This is a genomic window from Serratia sp. KG1D (assembly GCF_037150675.1).
Classification (GTDB): domain Bacteria; phylum Pseudomonadota; class Gammaproteobacteria; order Enterobacterales; family Enterobacteriaceae; genus Serratia; species Serratia nematodiphila.
Window position 1 is genome coordinate 322,350 of sequence record NZ_JBAGIH010000001.1, and the last position, 17,640, is coordinate 339,989.

14 protein-coding genes and 6 tRNA genes are annotated in these 17,640 nt (G+C 59.0%); 1 reads left to right on the plus strand and 19 read right to left on the minus strand.

The genetic code is table 11. The features are described 5' to 3' along the window. Nucleotides 1–105: 105 nt before the first annotated feature. The 7 genes from WFM45_RS01585 to miaB all read right to left on the minus strand — a co-directional run bounded on the left by WFM45_RS01585 (nucleotide 106) and on the right by miaB (nucleotide 7,535). Nucleotides 106–1,002 (minus strand): amino acid ABC transporter substrate-binding protein, encoded by an 897-nt coding sequence (locus WFM45_RS01585; protein ID WP_004939976.1) that lies wholly within the window; start codon nucleotides 1,000–1,002, stop codon nucleotides 106–108. 394 nt (nucleotides 1,003–1,396) lie between these two features. Next, nucleotides 1,397–2,926 carry an apolipoprotein N-acyltransferase gene (gene lnt, locus WFM45_RS01590; protein WP_336954240.1) on the minus strand — a complete coding sequence of 510 codons (1,530 nt, stop codon included), beginning with the start codon at nucleotides 2,924–2,926 and terminating at the stop codon, nucleotides 1,397–1,399. Between the two features lie 7 nt (nucleotides 2,927–2,933). Then, nucleotides 2,934–3,812, minus strand: a complete 879-nt coding sequence (corC, locus tag WFM45_RS01595) for a CNNM family magnesium/cobalt transport protein CorC (protein ID WP_004939973.1) — start codon at nucleotides 3,810–3,812, stop codon at nucleotides 2,934–2,936. Nucleotides 3,813–3,897: 85 nt separating this feature from the next. Then, entirely contained in the window at nucleotides 3,898–4,371 is a 474-nt protein-coding gene (gene ybeY, locus WFM45_RS01600; RefSeq protein WP_004939970.1) for an rRNA maturation RNase YbeY, read from the minus strand. Further along, nucleotides 4,368–5,423, minus strand: coding sequence for a PhoH family protein (locus WFM45_RS01605; RefSeq protein WP_004939969.1), 1,056 nt, complete (start codon nucleotides 5,421–5,423; stop codon nucleotides 4,368–4,370). The genes ybeY and WFM45_RS01605 overlap by 4 nt, the downstream gene beginning before the upstream one ends. A 234-nt stretch (nucleotides 5,424–5,657) precedes the next feature. Further along, nucleotides 5,658–5,993 (minus strand): zinc ribbon domain-containing protein YjdM, encoded by a 336-nt coding sequence (locus WFM45_RS01610; protein ID WP_004939967.1) that lies wholly within the window; start codon nucleotides 5,991–5,993, stop codon nucleotides 5,658–5,660. A gap of 117 nt (nucleotides 5,994–6,110) precedes the next feature. Then, complete coding sequence (miaB, locus tag WFM45_RS01615; protein ID WP_336954243.1) at nucleotides 6,111–7,535, minus strand: tRNA (N6-isopentenyl adenosine(37)-C2)-methylthiotransferase MiaB; 1,425 nt, start codon at nucleotides 7,533–7,535, stop codon at nucleotides 6,111–6,113. 197 nt (nucleotides 7,536–7,732) lie between these two features. Here miaB and ubiF point away from each other — a divergent pair, with 197 nt between their 5' ends. After that, complete coding sequence (gene ubiF, locus WFM45_RS01620; RefSeq protein ID WP_336954245.1) at nucleotides 7,733–8,914, plus strand: 3-demethoxyubiquinol 3-hydroxylase; 1,182 nt, start codon at nucleotides 7,733–7,735, stop codon at nucleotides 8,912–8,914. 87 nt (nucleotides 8,915–9,001) lie between these two features. Here ubiF and WFM45_RS01625 read toward each other — a convergent pair. The 12 genes from WFM45_RS01625 to nagB form a co-directional block, all read right to left on the minus strand. After that, a tRNA-Gln gene (locus tag WFM45_RS01625) sits at nucleotides 9,002–9,076 on the minus strand. Between the two features lie 4 nt (nucleotides 9,077–9,080). Continuing rightward, nucleotides 9,081–9,157: transfer RNA gene (locus WFM45_RS01630), tRNA-Met, on the minus strand. A gap of 41 nt (nucleotides 9,158–9,198) precedes the next feature. Beyond that, nucleotides 9,199–9,273, minus strand: a tRNA-Gln gene (locus WFM45_RS01635). Between the two features lie 44 nt (nucleotides 9,274–9,317). After that, a tRNA-Gln gene (locus WFM45_RS01640) sits at nucleotides 9,318–9,392 on the minus strand. A gap of 30 nt (nucleotides 9,393–9,422) precedes the next feature. After that, a tRNA-Leu gene (locus WFM45_RS01645) sits at nucleotides 9,423–9,507 on the minus strand. 16 nt (nucleotides 9,508–9,523) lie between these two features. Then, nucleotides 9,524–9,600 (minus strand) — tRNA-Met (locus WFM45_RS01650). A 219-nt stretch (nucleotides 9,601–9,819) separates the two neighbouring features. Then, nucleotides 9,820–11,484 (minus strand): asparagine synthase B, encoded by a 1,665-nt coding sequence (gene asnB / locus WFM45_RS01655; protein ID WP_004939961.1) that lies wholly within the window; start codon nucleotides 11,482–11,484, stop codon nucleotides 9,820–9,822. A gap of 284 nt (nucleotides 11,485–11,768) precedes the next feature. Then, nucleotides 11,769–13,211 carry a carbohydrate-binding protein gene (locus WFM45_RS01660; protein ID WP_046686571.1) on the minus strand — a complete coding sequence of 481 codons (1,443 nt, stop codon included), beginning with the start codon at nucleotides 13,209–13,211 and terminating at the stop codon, nucleotides 11,769–11,771. Between the two features lie 190 nt (nucleotides 13,212–13,401). Further along, on the minus strand, nucleotides 13,402–14,154 hold the full coding sequence (locus tag WFM45_RS01665) for an HAD-IIA family hydrolase (RefSeq protein ID WP_004939957.1): 753 nt from the start codon (nucleotides 14,152–14,154) through the stop codon (nucleotides 13,402–13,404). Nucleotides 14,155–14,221: 67 nt separating this feature from the next. Further along, nucleotides 14,222–15,442 (minus strand): DNA-binding transcriptional regulator NagC, encoded by a 1,221-nt coding sequence (gene nagC, locus WFM45_RS01670; RefSeq protein WP_004939956.1) that lies wholly within the window; start codon nucleotides 15,440–15,442, stop codon nucleotides 14,222–14,224. Nucleotides 15,443–15,469: 27 nt separating this feature from the next. After that, nucleotides 15,470–16,609: an N-acetylglucosamine-6-phosphate deacetylase gene (gene nagA, locus WFM45_RS01675; RefSeq protein WP_336954250.1), complete on the minus strand. Its 1,140-nt coding sequence runs from the start codon at nucleotides 16,607–16,609 to the stop codon at nucleotides 15,470–15,472. An 18-nt stretch (nucleotides 16,610–16,627) separates the two neighbouring features. Continuing rightward, nucleotides 16,628–17,428 carry a glucosamine-6-phosphate deaminase gene (gene nagB, locus WFM45_RS01680; RefSeq protein ID WP_004939952.1) on the minus strand — a complete coding sequence of 267 codons (801 nt, stop codon included), beginning with the start codon at nucleotides 17,426–17,428 and terminating at the stop codon, nucleotides 16,628–16,630. Between the last annotated feature and the right edge of the window lie 212 nt (nucleotides 17,429–17,640).

The following is a 17,640-nucleotide window of genomic DNA, read 5'->3' on the forward strand; positions in this document are numbered from 1 at the left end:
CGCCTTGGGGAAAATGAGGGAGGGGAACGGCCCCCCTCATTCCTGTCTGTCCCAGTCATCAACTGGGCCGGTTTGGCCTGGCGGCCGCGCCGGCTTTTGTTCTATTTAGTTCAACGCTTTGTCGTTTGGCTCTTTGAACAGTTGCTTCATGTCGTCCGACAGTTCGAAGTTCATGTTGAGGTTTTTCGGTGGAATAGGCTGCTTGAACCATTTCTCAAACCACTTGGCCGCTTCACCGGAGGTTTGCGCCTGGGCGATAGTGTCATCGACCAGCTTTTTAAACTCAGGATCGTCTTTGCGCAGCATGCAGCCGTAGGCCTCTTTCGACTGCGGCGTGCCGATGATTTCCCACTGATCCGGTTTCTTGGCCTTGGCGCGTTCGCCCGCCAGCAGGGCATCATCCATCATGAAGGCCACGGCGCGGCCGCTTTCCAGTGTGCGGAAGGAATCGCCGTGGTCTTTGGCGCTGATGATGCGCATGTTCATCTTGTCGCTGTCGTTCAGCTTGTTCAGCAGCACTTCGGAGGTGGTGCCGGAGGTGACCACCACCGGTTTGCCGGCCAGGTCTTTAAAGTCTTTGATGTCGGAGCCCTTTTTCACCAGCAAGCGGGTGCCGACCACGAAAATGGTGTCGGAGAAGGCGGCCTGTTTCTGGCGCTCGAGGTTATTGGTGGTGGATCCGCACTCGAAATCATAGGTTCCGTTTTGCAGCAGCGGGATGCGGTTCTGCGAGGTAATCGGCAGCATTTTCACCTGCAGATTCGGCGCATTCAGCTTTTTCTTAACGGCTTCAACGATTTGGTTGGAGTAGTCCTGAGAGTAGCCCACAACTTTTTGTTGGTTGTCGTAGTAGGAGAACGGCACTGACGATTCGCGGTGGCCGACAACGATCACGCCATTGTCTTTGATTTTCTTCAGCGTACCGGTCAGGTCTTCCGCATGCGCCACGCTACCTGCCGCACCGAGCAGCAGTAACGATAACGCCAATTTACGCATTTGCATGGTCCAACTCCTTTGCTGTTGTTGTGGCTCTGACTAAAGAGCGTCAGGTTAAATCGACTGTTTATTGCTCAAGTTATAAAGATAGTCTTATGAACTGAACGCTGTTAAAAAATAACCGATTGTGAACACCTTGAAACTAAAATGTTTCATTTTTTGAGACGCCGCGCGCACCAAATCAATGCAACAAAACGTCGGCGCACCCGCGCGGTGCGCTTAATGCACCCAAAATGTGCGCAGGTGCGACAAAACGTCAGCAAAAGTAAACCGGCGCGCGATGTCGCCATAGATAAAAGCAAGGAGTGTGCCAGCCACGTTGATTTAACGACGTTTTCTGACTGAGGCGGGGATATTGACGGGAACGCGGGGCGCGGCGGGCGCGCCCCGGCGAAGAGGATTATTTGCGGCGCAAGCCCAACATCAGCGCCCAGCCGCCCAGCAGCAGGGTAATCACCCACAGCGGTGTGGCGCCGAAGCGCGCGTAAGGCGTGACGCCGGTGGTCGGCGTGACCTTCACTTCGAGCACCTGGCGGGTAAACTGCGGGATCTCGGCGATCACCTCGCCGTTTGCATCCACCGCGGCGGTGACGCCGTTATTGGTGCTGCGCAGCAGCGGCCGGCCGAGCTCCAGCGCCCGCATGCGCGCCATCTGGAAGTGCTGCCACGGGCCGATGGAGTGGCCGAACCAGGCGTCGTTGGAGATGGTCAGCAGGAAGTTGGTGTCCGGGCGGAAGTTATCGCGCACCTGCTGGCCCAGCACGATCTCGTAACAGATGGCCGCCGTCAGGTTGTAGCCGCGTACGCTGAGCTGCGGCTGCACGTAGTCGCCGCGGCTGAAACCGGACATCGGCAGATTGAAGAATGGCGCGATAGGGCGCAACAGTTCACCCAGCGGCACGAATTCGCCGAACGGCACCAGGTGATGCTTGTTGTAGCGATCTTTGGCCGGGTAGCTGTACGGCGTCGGTTCGCCCAGCACGATGGCGCTGTTGTATTCCTGCACGCCTTGTGGGGTGGCGCGCGCATCGACGATGCCGGTGATCAGGCTGCTGTTCTTCGCCCGCATCAGGTCATCCATCATGGTCAGGAAGCCGTTCTGACGCGGCTCGAAGTCAGGGATGGCGGACTCTGGCCAGATGATGATCGGCGCCTTGCCCATGTAAGGGCGGGTTTCGTCCAGATAGGTTTGCAGCGTGCTGAGCAGAATGCTCGGATCCCACTTCATTGACTGGGGAATGTTGCCTTGCACCATGGCGACGTTCACCGCTTTCTCCGGCTGCGGGGTAAACCACTGCAGCTGGCGCAGCGGCCACGGCAACAGCAGCAGCGCGGCGGCGATCACGGCTGCCGACAGGCGCCGTTGATTGACGGCGTACACCAGCAGGCCGGCGATGGCCATCAGCGCAAAGGTGATGGCGTCAACACCCAGCAGCGGCGCGATGCCCTTCAGCGGGCCATTGATCTGGCTGTAGCCGAACTGCAGCCACGGGAAGCCGGTCAGCACCCAGCCGCGCAGGAATTCGGTCACCTGCCACAGCGCCGGCGCGGCGATGGCCAGCCGCCACCAACTGGTGGCCGGCCACAGGCGCGTCAGCAGCCCGGCGAACAGCCCGGTGTACAGCGACAGGTAAGCGGCGAGCAGTACCACCAGGAAGACGTTGACGGCGAACGGCATGCCGCCGAAGTCGGCGATGCTGACATACACCCAGTTGATGCCGCTGCCGAACAGCCCGAAGCCCCAGACAAAGCCGAGCAGGGCGGACTGTTTGGTGGTGCGATTGAGGGTAACGGCCAGCAGGCCGAACAGGGAGACGATGGCCGCGGGCCAGAAGTCGTAGGGCGAGAACGCCAGCGTCCCGCCGGCACCTGACAACAGCGCCAGCAGGGCGCGAACCCGCTGGCGTTCAAGTAATGAGGCTTTAGCCATGTTGGATTTAATCTTCCAGTTTCGGTGGTGGAGAATCGTCCGGAATTTTTACATGAACCTGGATGATACGTCGACTGTCGGCCATGGCAACTTTAAATAGGTAACCTTCGATTTCAATGGTTTCCCCGCGCGCCGGCAGATGGCCGAAGGCCTGCATCACCAGACCGCCGATGGTATCGACCTCGTCATCGCTGAAGTGGGTGCCGAAGGCTTCGTTGAAGTCTTCGATCGGGGCCAGCGCGCGCACGGTGTACATGTGGCGGCTGAGCTGGCGGATATCCAGATCGTCTTCGTCGTCATATTCGTCTTCGATCTCGCCGACGATCAGTTCCAAGATATCTTCGATGGTGACCAGGCCGGACACGCCGCCGAATTCGTCAATGACAATCGCCATGTGATAGCGCTGGGAGCGGAATTCTTTCAGCATCCGGTCGACGCGCTTGCTTTCCGGCACCACCACCGCGGTGCGCAGCACCTTGTCAATGCTGAACGGCTCGGAATCTGCGCGCATGAACGGCAGCAGATCCTTGGCCATCAGGATGCCTTCGATGTGATCTTTGTCTTCGCTGATCACCGGGAAACGCGAGTGGGCGGAGTCGATAATCACGTCCAGGCACTCTTCCAGCGTCTGGTTGCGCTTGAGCGTCACCATCTGGGAGCGGGGGATCATGATGTCGCGCACGCGCTGTTCGGCGATATCCATCACCCCTTCCAGCATGTCGCGGGTATCGGGATCGATCAGGTCGTTTTGTTCGGAATCGCGGATCAGCTCGACCAGATCGCCACGGTTTTTGGGCTCGCCGTGGAACAACTGGTTAAGGATAAGAGTAAAGAACCCCTTCTTGGGACTGGGGCTGTCATTGCTTTGTGAATGGTCGTCGCTCATGGCGTTTTCGTTACTGTCACTCATGTCAGAGTTAAGGGGCGTCAGCGACAGCCCCGCAGAGGGGCTGTAGGGTAAACGGCTGACGTCAGACGGGGTCTTTTTCCGCCAGGTACGGATCAGGATAGCCCAGTCCGTGCATGATTTCGGTTTCCAAAGACTCCATTTCTTCGGCTTCATCGTCTTCGATGTGGTCATACCCTAGCAGATGGAGGCTGCCGTGGACAACCATATGCGCCCAGTGGGCCTCCAGCGCCTTGCCTTGCTCAATCGCTTCCTGTTCAACCACCTGGCGGCAGATGATCAGATCGCCGAGCAGCGGCAGCTCGATGCCCGGCGGGGCTTCGAACGGGAAAGAGAGCACGTTGGTCGGCTTGTCTTTGCCGCGGTAGGTCAGGTTCAGCTCGTGGCTTTCCGCTTCGTCCACCAGACGCACGGTCACCTCGGCCTCTTCCTGAAATTGCGGCAGCACGCCTTCCAGCCAGCGCTGGAAGGTGGCCTCGTCCGGCAGGCCGTCGCTGCTTTCACAGGCAATCTGCAAATCCAAAATCACCTGGCTCATGGTGTCTCCTGCTCGGAGGCGGCGAGCGCCTCGCGCTTACGTTGTTCGGCAATCGCGTCTTTGCGTTTCTGTTCGGCCGCTTCCCAGGCCTCATAGGCGATGACCACGCGGGCCACCACAGGGTGGCGCACCACGTCTTCGCTGTGGAAGAAGTTGAAGCTCAGCTCTTCCACGTCCGACAGCACTTCCACCGCGTGGCGCAGGCCGGATTTCTGGTTGCGCGGCAGGTCGATCTGGGTGACGTCGCCGGTGATGACCGCCTTCGAGTTGAAACCGATGCGCGTCAGGAACATCTTCATCTGTTCGATGGTGGTGTTCTGGCTCTCATCCAGAATGATAAAGGCGTCGTTCAGCGTGCGGCCGCGCATATAGGCCAGCGGCGCGACTTCGATCACGTTGCGCTCGATGAGCTTCTCCACGCGCTCGAAGCCCAGCATTTCGAACAGGGCGTCGTACAGCGGGCGCAGATAAGGATCGACCTTCTGGCTCAGATCGCCCGGCAGGAAGCCCAGCTTTTCGCCGGCTTCGACCGCGGGACGGGTCAGCAGAATGCGGCGAATTTCCTGGCGTTCCAGCGCATCCACCGCGGCGGCGACCGCCAGGTAGGTTTTGCCGGTGCCCGCCGGGCCGATGCCGAAGGTGATGTCGTGATCGAGAATGTTGGCGATGTATTGCGCCTGGTTAGGCGTGCGCGGTTTCACCATGCCGCGCTTGGTTTTAATGGTGACCGCCTTGCCGTAATCCGGCACGCTGTCGGCGACCTGTTCCAGCACCCGGCTCTCTTTGATCGCCAGATGGATTTGCTCCGGATCGATATCCGGGATCACGCCGCGAATCGGCGCGGTATCCACGTAAAGATGGCGCAGGATATCGGCGGCGGCGACCACGCACAAGTTCTTGCCGACCAGCTTGAAACGGTTGTCGCGGCGATTGATTTCGATGCCCAATCGGCGCTCGAGTTGCTTGATGTTGTCATCAAACGGGCCGCACAGGCTGAGCAAACGCTGGTTGTCTGCGGGCTCTAACAAAATTTCTTGTGTTGCGACGTTCAAACTATTCCTCTAGGTCACATCGGGCCTGGTTGATGTCACATAGCGCGTCCGGGACGCGCGCGTTCAGGGCGAGCCTGAATACTCTCTTTCTTGAATTATTCATTGTGCGCCGCAACGGCGCAAGTTTACCGCTGATCTATCTGTGCGCCGTCGGTGGAATTCAAGGGAAGACAAGGAAAAAACGCGGCGGGGCGCAAAGCCCGCCGCGTCATCACAGGACAAGACCGCAGGGAGTCAGTTCTTTTTCACGAATTCGGATTTCAGTTTCATCGGGCCGAAACCGTCGATTTTGCAGTCGATGTTGTGATCGCCTTCCACCAGACGAATGTTTTTCACCTTGGTGCCGATTTTCAGCATCGAGGAGCTGCCTTTGACCTTCAGGTCTTTGATCACGGTGACCGCGTCGCCGTCCGCCAGCAGGTTGCCGTTGGCGTCTTTGACGATCAGCGCGTCCTGATCTTCCGCCGGGGCGCTGTCGCTCCACTCGTGGGCGCACTCAGGGCAGATGAACAGGGCATTGTCCTGGTAGGTGTATTCGGAGTTGCACTTCGGGCAGTGTGGGAGTTGCATGTTATGTCGCCTCTTCAACAATAAAAAATAAAAAAGAACATCACCGGGCGCGGGCGCCCGGCGGAGAAACGGTAAGGAGTAGCGCGAACGGGCGGCGATTAGGCGGCCGCCGCGGCGTCAGGGCTGGTAAATGCCGACGCCCAGCGCGTTTTCTTTGCGGGTACGGGCGATCACCGACTGCGGGGATTCATGTACGCGCAGATCCATCTGCTGTTCGGTGCGCACCACTGCGCCACGCAGGGTGTTGGTCAGCACCTCGGTAATTTCCACGTCGACAAACTGGCCGATCATGTCAGGCGTGCCTTCGAAGTTTACCACACGGTTGCACTCCGTGCGCCCGGCCAGTTCCATTACGCTTTTGCGCGAGGTGCCTTCCACCAGAATGCGCTGGACGGTGCCGAGCATGCGGCGGCTGAACTGCAGCGCCTGCTGGTTGATGCGATCCTGCAGAATGTATAGCCGCTGCTTTTTCTCTTCTTCGCTGACGTCGTCAACCATGTCCGCCGCCGGGGTGCCCGGGCGCGACGAATAGATGAAGCTGAAGCTGACGTCGAAGTTGACGTCGGCGATCAGGTTCATGGTCTGTTCGAAGTCGGCCTGGCTCTCGCCCGGGAAACCGACGATGAAATCGGAGCTGAGCTGAATGTTCGGGCGCGCCTTGCGCAGCTTGCGGATAATCGCCTTGTACTCCAGCGCGGTATGCGCGCGTTTCATCATGGTCAGGATGCGATCCGAACCGCTCTGCACCGGCAGATGCAGGAAGCTGACCAGCTCCGGCGTGTCTTCGTACACCGCGATGATGTCGTCGGTGAACTCGATAGGGTGGCTGGTGGTGAAGCGAATGCGATCGATGCCGTCGATGGCCACCACCAGGCGCAGCAGTTCGGCGAACGAGCAGATATCGCCGTCATGCGTGGCGCCGCGGTAAGCGTTGACGTTTTGGCCGAGCAGGTTGACCTCGCGCACGCCCTGCGCCGCCAGCTGGGCGATTTCGAACAGCACGTCGTCGCTCGGGCGGCTCACTTCTTCACCGCGGGTGTAAGGCACCACGCAGAAGGTGCAGTATTTATTGCAGCCTTCCATGATCGACACGAACGCGGTCGGGCCTTCGGCGCGCGGTTCCGGCAGACGGTCGAATTTTTCGATCTCCGGGAAGCTGATATCAACCACCGGGCTGCGGGTGCCCTGGACGTGGTTGATCATTTCCGGCAGGCGGTGCAGGGTCTGCGGGCCGAATACCACGTCGACGCAGGGCGCGCGGCTGCGGATCAGTTCACCTTCTTGCGAGGCCACGCAACCGCCGACCCCGATGATGACAGACGGGTTCTTTTCTTTCAGCAAGCGCCAGCGCCCCAGCATGGCGAAAACTTTCTCCTGCGCTTTTTCGCGGATCGAGCAGGTGTTCAGCAACAGCACGTCCGCTTCTTCGGCGTTTTCGGTCCACTCGAAGCCGTGCGTGCTGTTCAACAGGTCGGCCATTTTCGATGAATCGTACTCATTCATCTGGCAGCCCCAGGTTTTGATATGTAGTTTTTTCGTCATTGACTTGCCATTACTCAGTGCGGAGCGAAAGTTGCGTTACGCGACATGCAGGGCGCGTATTGTAATCATTTGCCGCCGTTGTGACCAGCGCGGGGGAAAATGGCACGCAACCTGAAGCCGAAGCGAAAATCCGGTACACTGCGCAAAACGCCATGCCGGGTGGGATGGCGAGCATTCACACAGAAAACATAGCCAATATGAAGACATCTCAAAATCGGTATGACGCGGTGGTGGTGGGCGGCGGCATGGTCGGCGCGGCGGCGGCCCTCGGGCTGGCTCAGGCGGGCTGGTCGGTGGCGTTGCTGGAACATCAGGCGCCGCAGGCGTTCGAGGCGCAAAGCCCGCCGGATCTGCGCATTTCCGCTATCGGCTGCACCTCGGTGGGGCTGCTGAAACAGCTTGGCGCCTGGCCCGCAGTGACGGCGATGCGCACGGCGCCGTATCGCCGGCTGGAGACCTGGGAATGGGCATCGTCGCGGGTAGCGTTCGACGCGGTGTCACTGGGGCTGCCGGAGCTGGGCTTTATGGTGGAAAACCGCATTCTGCAGCTGGCGCTGTGGCAGCAGTTCGCGCAGTGCGCCAATCTGACGTTGCTGTGCCCCGCCAGGCTGCAATCGCTGCAGCGGGCGGACAAGGCCTGGCAGTTGACGCTGGACAGCGGTGACACGCTGCAGGCGCGGCTGGTTATCGGCGCCGATGGCGCCAACTCGCAGGTGCGCAAGCTGGCGGCGATCGGCACCAACGGCTGGCAGTATCGTCAGGCGTGCATGCTGATCACCGTCGATACCGGCGCGCCGCAGCAGGATGTGACCTGGCAGCGCTTCTTCCCGTCCGGGCCGCGCGCCTTCCTGCCGCTGTACGACAGCTGGGCATCGCTGGTGTGGTATGACAGCCCGCAGCGCATTCGCCAACTGCAGGCGATGCCGCCGGCGCAGCTGGAGCGCGAGATCGCCGCCGCTTTTCCAGCGCGGCTGGGCCCGGTCAAGGTGCACGCCGCCGGATCGTTCCCGTTGACGCGGTGTCATGCGCAGCGCTACGTGCTGTCGGGGTTGGCGCTGCTGGGGGATGCGGCGCATACCATCAACCCGCTGGCCGGACAGGGCGTCAATCTGGGATATCGCGACGTGGATGCCTTGCTGAGCGTGTTGAGCGAGGCGCGGGAGCAGGGAGAGGACTGGAGCAGCGAGGCGGTGCTGCTGCGCTATCAACGCCGCCGCCGTACCGACAATCTGCTGATGCAGAGCGGGATGGATCTATTTTATACCGCCTTCAGCAATAATCTGGCTCCGCTGAACGTGGCGCGCAATCTGGCGCTGATGGCCGCGCAGCGGGCGGGCAAGTTGAAAGAACATGCGTTGAAGTACGCCTTGGGATTGTAACCGACAGGGCTCAGCTGCGGCTGGGCCTATTAAGGATGGCAGAACGCCAGACAGCAAAAAGCCCGCCGAAGCGGGCTTTTCTAAATATGGCTGGGGTGCCAGGATTCGAACCTGGGTATGCTGGTATCAGAAACCAGAGCCTTACCGCTTGGCGACACCCCAATTATGGTGGCTACGACGGGATTTGAACCTGTGACCCCATCATTATGAGTGATGTGCTCTAACCAGCTGAGCTACGTAGCCGATGTTACTTTTTACTTCTTTGATTTGCAAGCAGTTTGTTATGGCTGGGGTACCTGGATTCGAACCAGGGAATGCCGGTATCAAAAACCGGTGCCTTACCGCTTGGCGATACCCCACCTGCAAACAAATCTTATGTTGAAACCCCGTTCCCGAAAGAATATGGCTGGGGTACCTGGATTCGAACCAGGGAATGCCGGTATCAAAAACCGGTGCCTTACCGCTTGGCGATACCCCATCAACATACTGCGCCGACGATGAAGAGAAATGGTGCGGGAGGCGAGACTTGAACTCGCACACCTTGCGGCGCCAGAACCTAAATCTGGTGCGTCTACCAATTTCGCCACTCCCGCAAATGCAAAAAAGAGATGGTGGCTACGACGGGATTCGAACCTGTGACCCCATCATTATGAGTGATGTGCTCTAACCAGCTGAGCTACGTAGCCCTCTTTTTTTGCTTTGCCTTCATCGGCGTTGCGGGGCGCATTATGCGTATATGACCGATTTGCGTCAACAAGTTTTTTCCCGAAAAAGCGCCCGGAAGCGCCGTTTGTCTGGGTTGTGAACATTATGGCGATAAAATCGGCAATTCAGGCAGTTGGCGGGCGGAAAAGGCAACAAAAAGGCGGGCCAAGAGGCCCGCCCCAAGGGAAAACGCCGCGCGATTATTTATAGGCGGCCTGGTGCACGCCGACGGCGCGGCCGGAAGGATCGTCCATCTTCTTGAACGATTCGTCCCATTCGATGGCCTTGGCGGACGAGCAGGCGACGGACGGGCCGCCCGGCACGCATTCGGCGGCGCTCGGCAGCGGGAACAGCTCCTCGAAGATTTCGCGGTACAGGTAGCCTTCTTTCGAGGTCGGCGTGTTGTACGGGAAGCGGAAACGCGCGGTTTCGAGCTGTTGATCGCTGATTTGCTGCGCAGCCACCTCTTTTAGCGTGTCGATCCAGCTGTAGCCGACGCCGTCGGAGAACTGCTCTTTCTGGCGCCAGGCCACGCTGGCCGGCAAATAGGACTCGAAACATTCGCGAACGATGTGTTTTTCCATTTTGCCGTTGCCGCACATTTTATCTTTCGGGTTGATGCGCATCGCCACGTCGAGGAATTTCTTGTCCAGGAACGGCACGCGGGCTTCGACGCCCCAGGCGGACATCGCCTTGTTGGCGCGCGCGCAGTCGAACATGTGCAGCGCCAGCAGTTTGCGTACGGTCTCTTCGTGGAATTCACGGGCGTCCGGCGCCTTATGGAAGTACAGGTAGCCGCCGAACACTTCGTCCGCGCCTTCGCCGGAAAGCACCATCTTGATGCCCATCGCCTTGATTTTGCGCGACATCAGGTACATTGGCGTCGAGGCGCGAATGGTGGTGACGTCGTAGGTTTCGATGTGATAAATCACGTCGCGGATGGCGTCCAGGCCTTCCTGTACGGTGAAGTGGATTTCATGGTGCACGGTGCCCAGATGGTTGGCCACCTCCTGCGCGGCGCGCAGATCCGGCGAGCCCTCCAGGCCGACGGCGAAGGAGTGCAGCTGTGGCCACCAGGCCTCGCTGCGTTCCTGATCTTCCACGCGGCGCGCGGCGTACTTCTTGGTGATCGCCGAAATGACCGAGGAATCCAGCCCGCCCGACAGCAGCACGCCGTAAGGCACGTCGGACATCAGGTGGCTTTTCACCGACTCTTCCAGCGCGGTGCGCAGGGCGGCGGCGTCGGTCACGTTGTCCTTGACGCTGTCGTAATCGAACCAGTCGCGGCGATAATATTCACGAATCTCACCGTCCTGGCTCCACAGGTAGCTGCCGGCCGGGAATTCCTTGATGGTGCGGCACACCGGCACCAGCGCTTTCATTTCCGAGGCGACGTACAGGTTGCCGTGCTCGTCGTGGCCCATGTACAGCGGAATGATGCCCAGGTGATCGCGGCCGATCAGGTAGGCGTCTTTTTCGGTGTCATACAGGGCGAAGGCGAACATGCCTTGCAGATCGTCGAGGAAGTCCGGGCCTTTCTCTTGATACAGCGCCAGGATCACTTCACAGTCGGAACCGGTCTGGAACGCGTAGCGGTCGCTCAGCTGTTGGCGCAGCGCCTGATGGTTGTAAATTTCGCCGTTGACCGCCAGAACGTGGGTGTGCGCAGCGTTGTACAGCGGTTGAGCGCCATTGTTGACGTCGACGATCGACAGGCGTTCGTGAGCCAGAATGGCTTTGTCGCTGGCGTAAACGCCGGACCAATCCGGGCCGCGGTGGCGCATCAGACGTGACAGCTCCAGCGCTTTCTTACGCAGTTCAACGGGATCGGACTTCAGATCGAGCACACCGAAAATAGAACACATACAACTCTCCTAACGGGCTTTTATGACTGTGATGTTGTTTTTTACTGTTATGGGCAGCATTGCCGATTTATCAGCGATAACCCGGTTTTGCTGCGCTGTGGTTATGAAAATGCGCCAAAAGCTGCAGAGGATGCAAGCGTTTTAGCCATGCGCTGAGAAATAGTTGTTTGCGTAGCTGAGGTTTTTAACGGATTTTCAGTTATCGGCGTGAAAAATTATCGATTATGCAATTTTTAGCGTGATGGCGGGATTGCCGGCCAGTTTGACCGGCAATCGATTAGCGATTAGGCGATGAGCTGCCAGAGGGTGAACGCGGCATCCGGCGTCCAGCCGGCGTTGGAGGTGTGCGCCTGAATACAGGTGTATTTCTTGCCTTTATAACTCACGACGTCGCCGGCTTTGTAGCTGTGGTTGTTCTGCCACTCGGGCGCGCCCGGATCGGGCGGCGTACCGTCATTGGCGGTTTTGACCGCCAGCGCGCTGCTCGGCAGGGAGGTATTGCCTAGGGTGTCGGTCGCGGTAACGAAGTAGCTGTACTGGGTTGCCGGCGTCAGACCGCTGTCGGCCAGCGACAGACCGGCGGTTTGGCCGATCGGGTTGCCGTTGCGGTAGACGGTGTAGCTGGCGATCGGTGAGGCGCCGGTGGCGGCGGCCCAGCTCAGTTTCAGCGAGGTGGCGCCCAGCTCGGCGACTGTCAGCGCCGTCGGCGCATTAGGCTTTCCCGGCGGCGGGGTGACGCCGCCCTGAATCAGCGGCGCATAGCGGGTTTTGAACTCCCAATTGTAGGCGACGCCGGCTTTGCTCTTGCCGTTATCCCAGTTGATTGACCAGGTCATCAGGCCCTTGATCGACAGGTTTTTGGCGTCGAGACGCGAGAAAGCGTTATACACCGCCTGTTTGTTGACCACGTAGCCAGTGGCGGCGGCATCGTTGTTGCTCGGCAGGCCGATGACGAATTTTGCCGCTGGGATCTTCGCATAGCCGCGGGTGCCGGTAACCAGGCTTTCCGTCAGGTAGTAGAGGAAGTCCTCTTTCATGGCGTCGTTATTCTGCGTGATCCAGGCATTGAGTTCATCCACCCAAATACCGTCGCCGCCCTGGTTATAATATTGCGGCGCGATAAAGTCGTAATAGCCTTCGAGGGCGTTAATATAATCCAGGTAGGTGCCGTTGGTGCGTAAATACGGGAATTCCGGCGCCATGCTGATAATAAAGTTTTTTCCCTGCGCGGCGTAATGGTCTTTTACTTTTTTCAGCGCCGCAGGCAAGACGGTTTTATTATTGGCGGCGCCGATCGCCGCCTGTTCCAGATCGATATCCAGGCCGTCGAAGCCATAGACTTCCACCAGGCGAATAATCTCGTCTTTCAGCTTGTCTTCGTCGCCGGTTTTCAGCTCGATATGCGCGTCTGCGCCGCCGAGGGAGATCAGCACCGCGCGGCCCTGGCTGTTCAGCACGCCCACCTGGCGGCGGAACTCGGCATCGGACAGGTTGTAAGGCTTGAAGGTCGGGATGCCCTGGCCTTTCATAAAGGCGACGGCCACCACGTTGTACTCGGCGGGAATGTCGGTCAGGTTCATATTGGTGAACTGGCCCTGCTGATAGCCGTCACTGGCGCCGGCGGCCCAGTTGTGCCAGAAACCCATCAGGATCTTTTTATTGGCGATAGACGGCATAATGGCCGCGTCATCGGCGGCGACGGCATTAATCGTGTTATTTGTGCTCATGGTAGCCTCATTAATTAGGGGTAAGGGTTTTCCGCTCGCCGGCAATATCAGCTATTGGCGGGGCGTAACGTTATAATGAGGATTTTTAACGCAGGCAGGCTGAAACCTTTTACGGCCATGAACGAATTAAATTCAAACTGACGCTGAGGGAGAAGGAAATAATGGCGGCCGGGCGGCCGCCATGGCCGCATCAGAAGATGGTGATATCGGCGACGGAAGGGTAGACGTAGCTCGGGCGGAACGGCATGGTTTCGATGTCGCTCAGCGTGGAGACGCCGGACAGCACCAGCACGGTTTCCAGGCCGGCCTGGAAGCCCGCCAGAATGTCGGTGCGCAGGTTATCGCCGACGATCACCGTCTCTTCCGAGTGCGCCTGCATTTTGTTCAGTGCGGCGCGAATGATCCACGGGCTGGGCTTGCCGACGTAAAACGGCTTGCGGCCGGTGATCTTCTCAATGGGGGCGCACAGCGCGCCGCAGGCCGGCGAGAAGCCGTGGCCGTGACTATCCGGGTTGGTGGCGATAAAGCGCGCGCCGTTACTGACGAAGTAGGCGGCTTTGTGCATCATGTCCCAGTTGTAAGAGCGGGTTTCTCCGACGATCACGAAGTCCGGGTTGATGTCGGTGATGGTGAAACCGGCTTTGTACAGCTCATGGATCAGGGCGCCTTCGCCGACCACATAGGCTTTTTTGCCTTCCTGACGGCGCAGGAAGTCGGCGGTGGCCATCGCCGAGGTATAGAACGCGCTCTCCGGCACTTCCAGCCCGGCGGCGGCGAAGCGGTTCGCCAAATCCTGTGCGGTCTGTGACGGGTAGTTGGTCAGCACCACCAGCGGCATGCCTTGTTCCTGGATGCGCGCCAGGAACAGATCGGCGCCGGGCACCGGCGTATTGTCATGCAGCAGCACGCCGTCGATATCGCATATAACGTTTTTGATTTTCATTTGTCGCTGTTTCTCATGATTACGGCAGGCAAGAAGTGACGATAACACACCTGCCAGAAGCGGCGGATCAGCTTTCCAGCAATCGCTGCAAGAGCACGCCGTTGAGCATCGCGCGTTTGGCCAGGGCGAAAGCGCCGATCGCCGAGCGATGATTGAGTTCGGAGGTCACCACCGGCAAGTTTTTGCGGAAGTCCTTCAGCACCTGGGTATTGATGCAGCTCTGGATCGCCGGCAGCAGCACCTTGTCCGCTTCGGTGATCTCACCGGCGATCACCACCTTCTGCGGATTGAACAGGTTGATGGCGATGGCCACCGCCTTGCCCAGATAGCGGCCGACGTGCTCGATCACTTCGCTGGCCAGCAGATCGCCGCGGTTGGCGGCCTTGCAGATGGCGTTGATGCCGCAGTCTTCCAGCGTCAGTTTGCTCGGGTAGCCCTGGCTCAGCAGTTGGCGCACGCGCTGTTCGATCGCCGCGTTGGCGGCCACCGTCTCCAGGCAGCCGAAGTTGCCGCAGTGGCAGCGTTCGCCGAGCGGATCGATCTGGATATGGCCGATCTCACCGACGTTGCCGTTGTTGCCGAGAAAAATCTGCCCGTTAACGATGATGCCGGCGCCGGTGCCGCGGTGCAGGCGCACCAGAATCGAGTCTTCACAGTCGCGGGTGGCGCCGAAGTAGTGCTCCGCCAGCGCCAGGCTGCGGATGTCGTGGCCGACGAAGCTGGTGACGTTAAAGCGCTGCTGCAGGTTGTCTACCAGCGCCCAGTTGCTGACGCTGATGTGCGGCATATAGCGCACCACGCCCAGCGCCGGATCCACCAGGCCAGGCAGGATCACCGCGATGGCGATCAGTTCGCGCAGGCGGCGCTGGTTCGCTTCGATGAATTGGGCGATGGCGGCGAACAGCGCATTTTCCAGCGTTTCCTGGGTGCGTTCCGGTAGCGGATAGTGTTCTTCGCTGAGCGATTTACCGCTCATGTCATACAGCGTGATGGTGGCGTCGTGGCGGCCGAGACGCACCGCGACGGTATGGAAATGACGGGTTTCCGACACGATGGAGATCGCGCGGCGGCCGCCGGTGGAGGCTTGCTGATCGACTTCTTTGATCAGCCCGCGCTCCAGCAGCTGGCGAGTAATCTTAGTGACGCTGGCGGGGGCGAGCTGGCTGAGTTCGGCGATTTGAATGCGCGAGATCGGGCCCTGTTGGTCGATCAGGCGATAAACTGCCGCGCCGTTAAGTTGTTTGACTAAGTCAACGTTCCCTATTTGTGCTTGTCCGCCAGTGCTCATCAATAATGTTACTCGCTGTTCATTGAATTAAACCTCGTTACCGTTAACGAGCGTTTTGGTGATCTTGAAATCACGGGTGAAGACGGTCAGGTTAGCCACCTTGCCGGCTTCGATGGTGCCCAGACGGCGATCGGCCCCGATCGCGCGCGCCGGGTACAGCGTCGCCATGCGCAGCGCTTCGTCCAGCGCGATGCCGATATGCTCGACGCTGTTTTGCACCGCTTCGATCATGGTCAGCGCGGAACCGCTAAGGGTGCCGTTCTCATCCACGCACAGCCCATCCCGATAGTATATTGTTTTACCGGCGAAAATAAATTGGTCAATATCTGCACCCGCCGGTGCGGTCGCGTCGGTGACCAAGACCAATTTATCACCTTTCAGGCGTTTGGCGTTACGGATACTCGCCCAGGCCACGTGATGGCCGTCGGCGATGATGCCGGTATAGACCTCCGGCGTATCGAAGATAGCCCCCATCAGCCCCGGTTCGCGGCCGGTGATATACGGCATGGCGTTGTACAGGTGGGTGGCGAAGCTGATGCCGGCGGCGAAGCCGGTGCGCGCCTGATCGTAGGTGGCGTTCGAGTGGCCGGCGGAGACCACGATGCCGGCCTCGGTCAGCTGCTTGATAAAGTGCGGCTCAACCATTTCCGGCGCCAGCGTCACTTTGGTGATCACGTCGGCGTTGGCGCACAGGTAATCGATCATGTCCTGGGTCGGCTTGCGAATGAACGCCGGGTTGTGGGTGCCTTTTTTCACCGGGCTGAGGTACGGCCCTTCCAGGTGCAGGCCCAACGCCTGGTTTTGGTGCTTTTTCAGATAAGCGCGCATCACGTCGACGCTGTGCTTCATGAATTCGTCGCTGCTGGTGATCAGCGTCGGCAGATAGCTGGTGCAGCCGGATTTCTCGTTGGCGCGCTGCATGGTCTCCAGCGTTTCTTCCGAGATCGCTTCCAGCGAATCGTTGAACTGGACGCCGCCGCAGCCGTTCAGCTGCACGTCGATAAGCCCGGGGGCCAGGATGGCGCCACCCAGGTCGCGCGTTTCGATGCCGGCGGGCAATTCAGCCACCGGGCAGACTTTCTCGATCAGCCCATCAGCGATAATGACTGCATGGTCATCAAGTACGTCGTGGCCGGTATAGATTCGGCCGTGGGTTAAAGCGAACATCGTAGCCCCCTGCAAAGATTAAAGACTTTTCACGCTTTCCGCTTCTAACTCGCGGAAGTATTTGACGGTTTTGACTTTCAGTTCCATGGTGGCCGGTTCGTCGCACACCACCACCGCTTTGGCGTGCAGCTGCAGGCAGCTGATGGTCCACATGTGGTTGATGTTGCCTTCCACCGCGGCTTCCAGCGCCTGCGCCTTGGCGTGGCCGGTCACCAGGATCATCACTTCTTCCGCGTCCAACAGCGTACCCACGCCGACGGTCAGCGCATATTTCGGCACCAGGCTGACGTCGCCGCCGAAGAAGCGCGAGTTGGCGATGCGGGTGTCTTCGGTCAGCGTTTTGATGCGGGTGCGCGAAGCCAGGGACGAAGCCGGCTCGTTGAACGCGATATGGCCGTCGATGCCCACGCCGCCCATGAACAGGTTAATTTTGCCGTAAGACTTGATCTTCTCTTCGTACTGGCGGCACTCGGCGTCGACATCCGCGGCGTTGCCGTTCAGCAGGTTGATATTTTCACGAGGAATATCAACGTGATCAAAGAAGTTGCGGTACATGAAGGTGTGGTAGCTTTCCGGGTGTTCCTGCGGCAGGCCAACGTACTCGTCCATGTTGAAAGTCACAACATGCTTAAAGCTTACTTCACCTGCTTTGTGCATCGCAATCAGATGTTTGTAGGCTTCCAGCGGCGTGCCGCCGGTAGGCAGGCCGAGTACAAACGGGCGCTCTGCGGTTGGCTTGAATGCGTTGATGCGTTGAACGATATGACGCGCGGCCCATTTGCCGACTTGTGCGGTATCTTTCAGTGGGATAAGTCTCATCTAACACCTCTTGGGATAAGTAAACTAAAGCTATACTGTACGGGCCTGCGGGAGTCCTAAGCGTAACCCAGCTTTATGATTCTCGCGTGAATCGTCCGTCCGGTTGATTTTTTGAATGATAAAATAAGTTTTGTGTGATGGCCAGCAATCTGGGAGGTAAAGACTACTTTTTGGTGATATTTATCACAAAAAGGGAGGTTTTAATTTGCGAT

What these genes read in the sequence shown, in the direction of transcription:
- nagB (WP_004939952.1), bottom strand. Translation starts at nt 17,428, where the DNA reads ATGAGACTTATCCCACTGAAAGATACCGCACAAGTCGGCAAATGGGCC.
- nagC (WP_004939956.1), bottom strand. Translation starts at nt 15,442, where the DNA reads ATGAGCACTGGCGGACAAGCACAAATAGGGAACGTTGACTTAGTCAAA.
- WFM45_RS01610 (WP_004939967.1), bottom strand. Translation starts at nt 5,993, where the DNA reads ATGCAACTCCCACACTGCCCGAAGTGCAACTCCGAATACACCTACCAG.
- corC (WP_004939973.1), bottom strand. Translation starts at nt 3,812, where the DNA reads ATGAGCGACGACCATTCACAAAGCAATGACAGCCCCAGTCCCAAGAAG.
- asnB (WP_004939961.1), bottom strand. Translation starts at nt 11,484, where the DNA reads ATGTGTTCTATTTTCGGTGTGCTCGATCTGAAGTCCGATCCCGTTGAA.
- miaB (WP_336954243.1), bottom strand. Translation starts at nt 7,535, where the DNA reads ATGACGAAAAAACTACATATCAAAACCTGGGGCTGCCAGATGAATGAG.
- nagA (WP_336954250.1), bottom strand. Translation starts at nt 16,609, where the DNA reads ATGTTCGCTTTAACCCACGGCCGAATCTATACCGGCCACGACGTACTT.
- lnt (WP_336954240.1), bottom strand. Translation starts at nt 2,926, where the DNA reads ATGGCTAAAGCCTCATTACTTGAACGCCAGCGGGTTCGCGCCCTGCTG.
- WFM45_RS01665 (WP_004939957.1), bottom strand. Translation starts at nt 14,154, where the DNA reads ATGAAAATCAAAAACGTTATATGCGATATCGACGGCGTGCTGCTGCAT.
- ybeY (WP_004939970.1), bottom strand. Translation starts at nt 4,371, where the DNA reads ATGAGCCAGGTGATTTTGGATTTGCAGATTGCCTGTGAAAGCAGCGAC.
- WFM45_RS01585 (WP_004939976.1), bottom strand. Translation starts at nt 1,002, where the DNA reads ATGCAAATGCGTAAATTGGCGTTATCGTTACTGCTGCTCGGTGCGGCA.
- ubiF (WP_336954245.1), top strand. Translation starts at nt 7,733, where the DNA reads ATGAAGACATCTCAAAATCGGTATGACGCGGTGGTGGTGGGCGGCGGC.
- WFM45_RS01660 (WP_046686571.1), bottom strand. Translation starts at nt 13,211, where the DNA reads ATGAGCACAAATAACACGATTAATGCCGTCGCCGCCGATGACGCGGCC.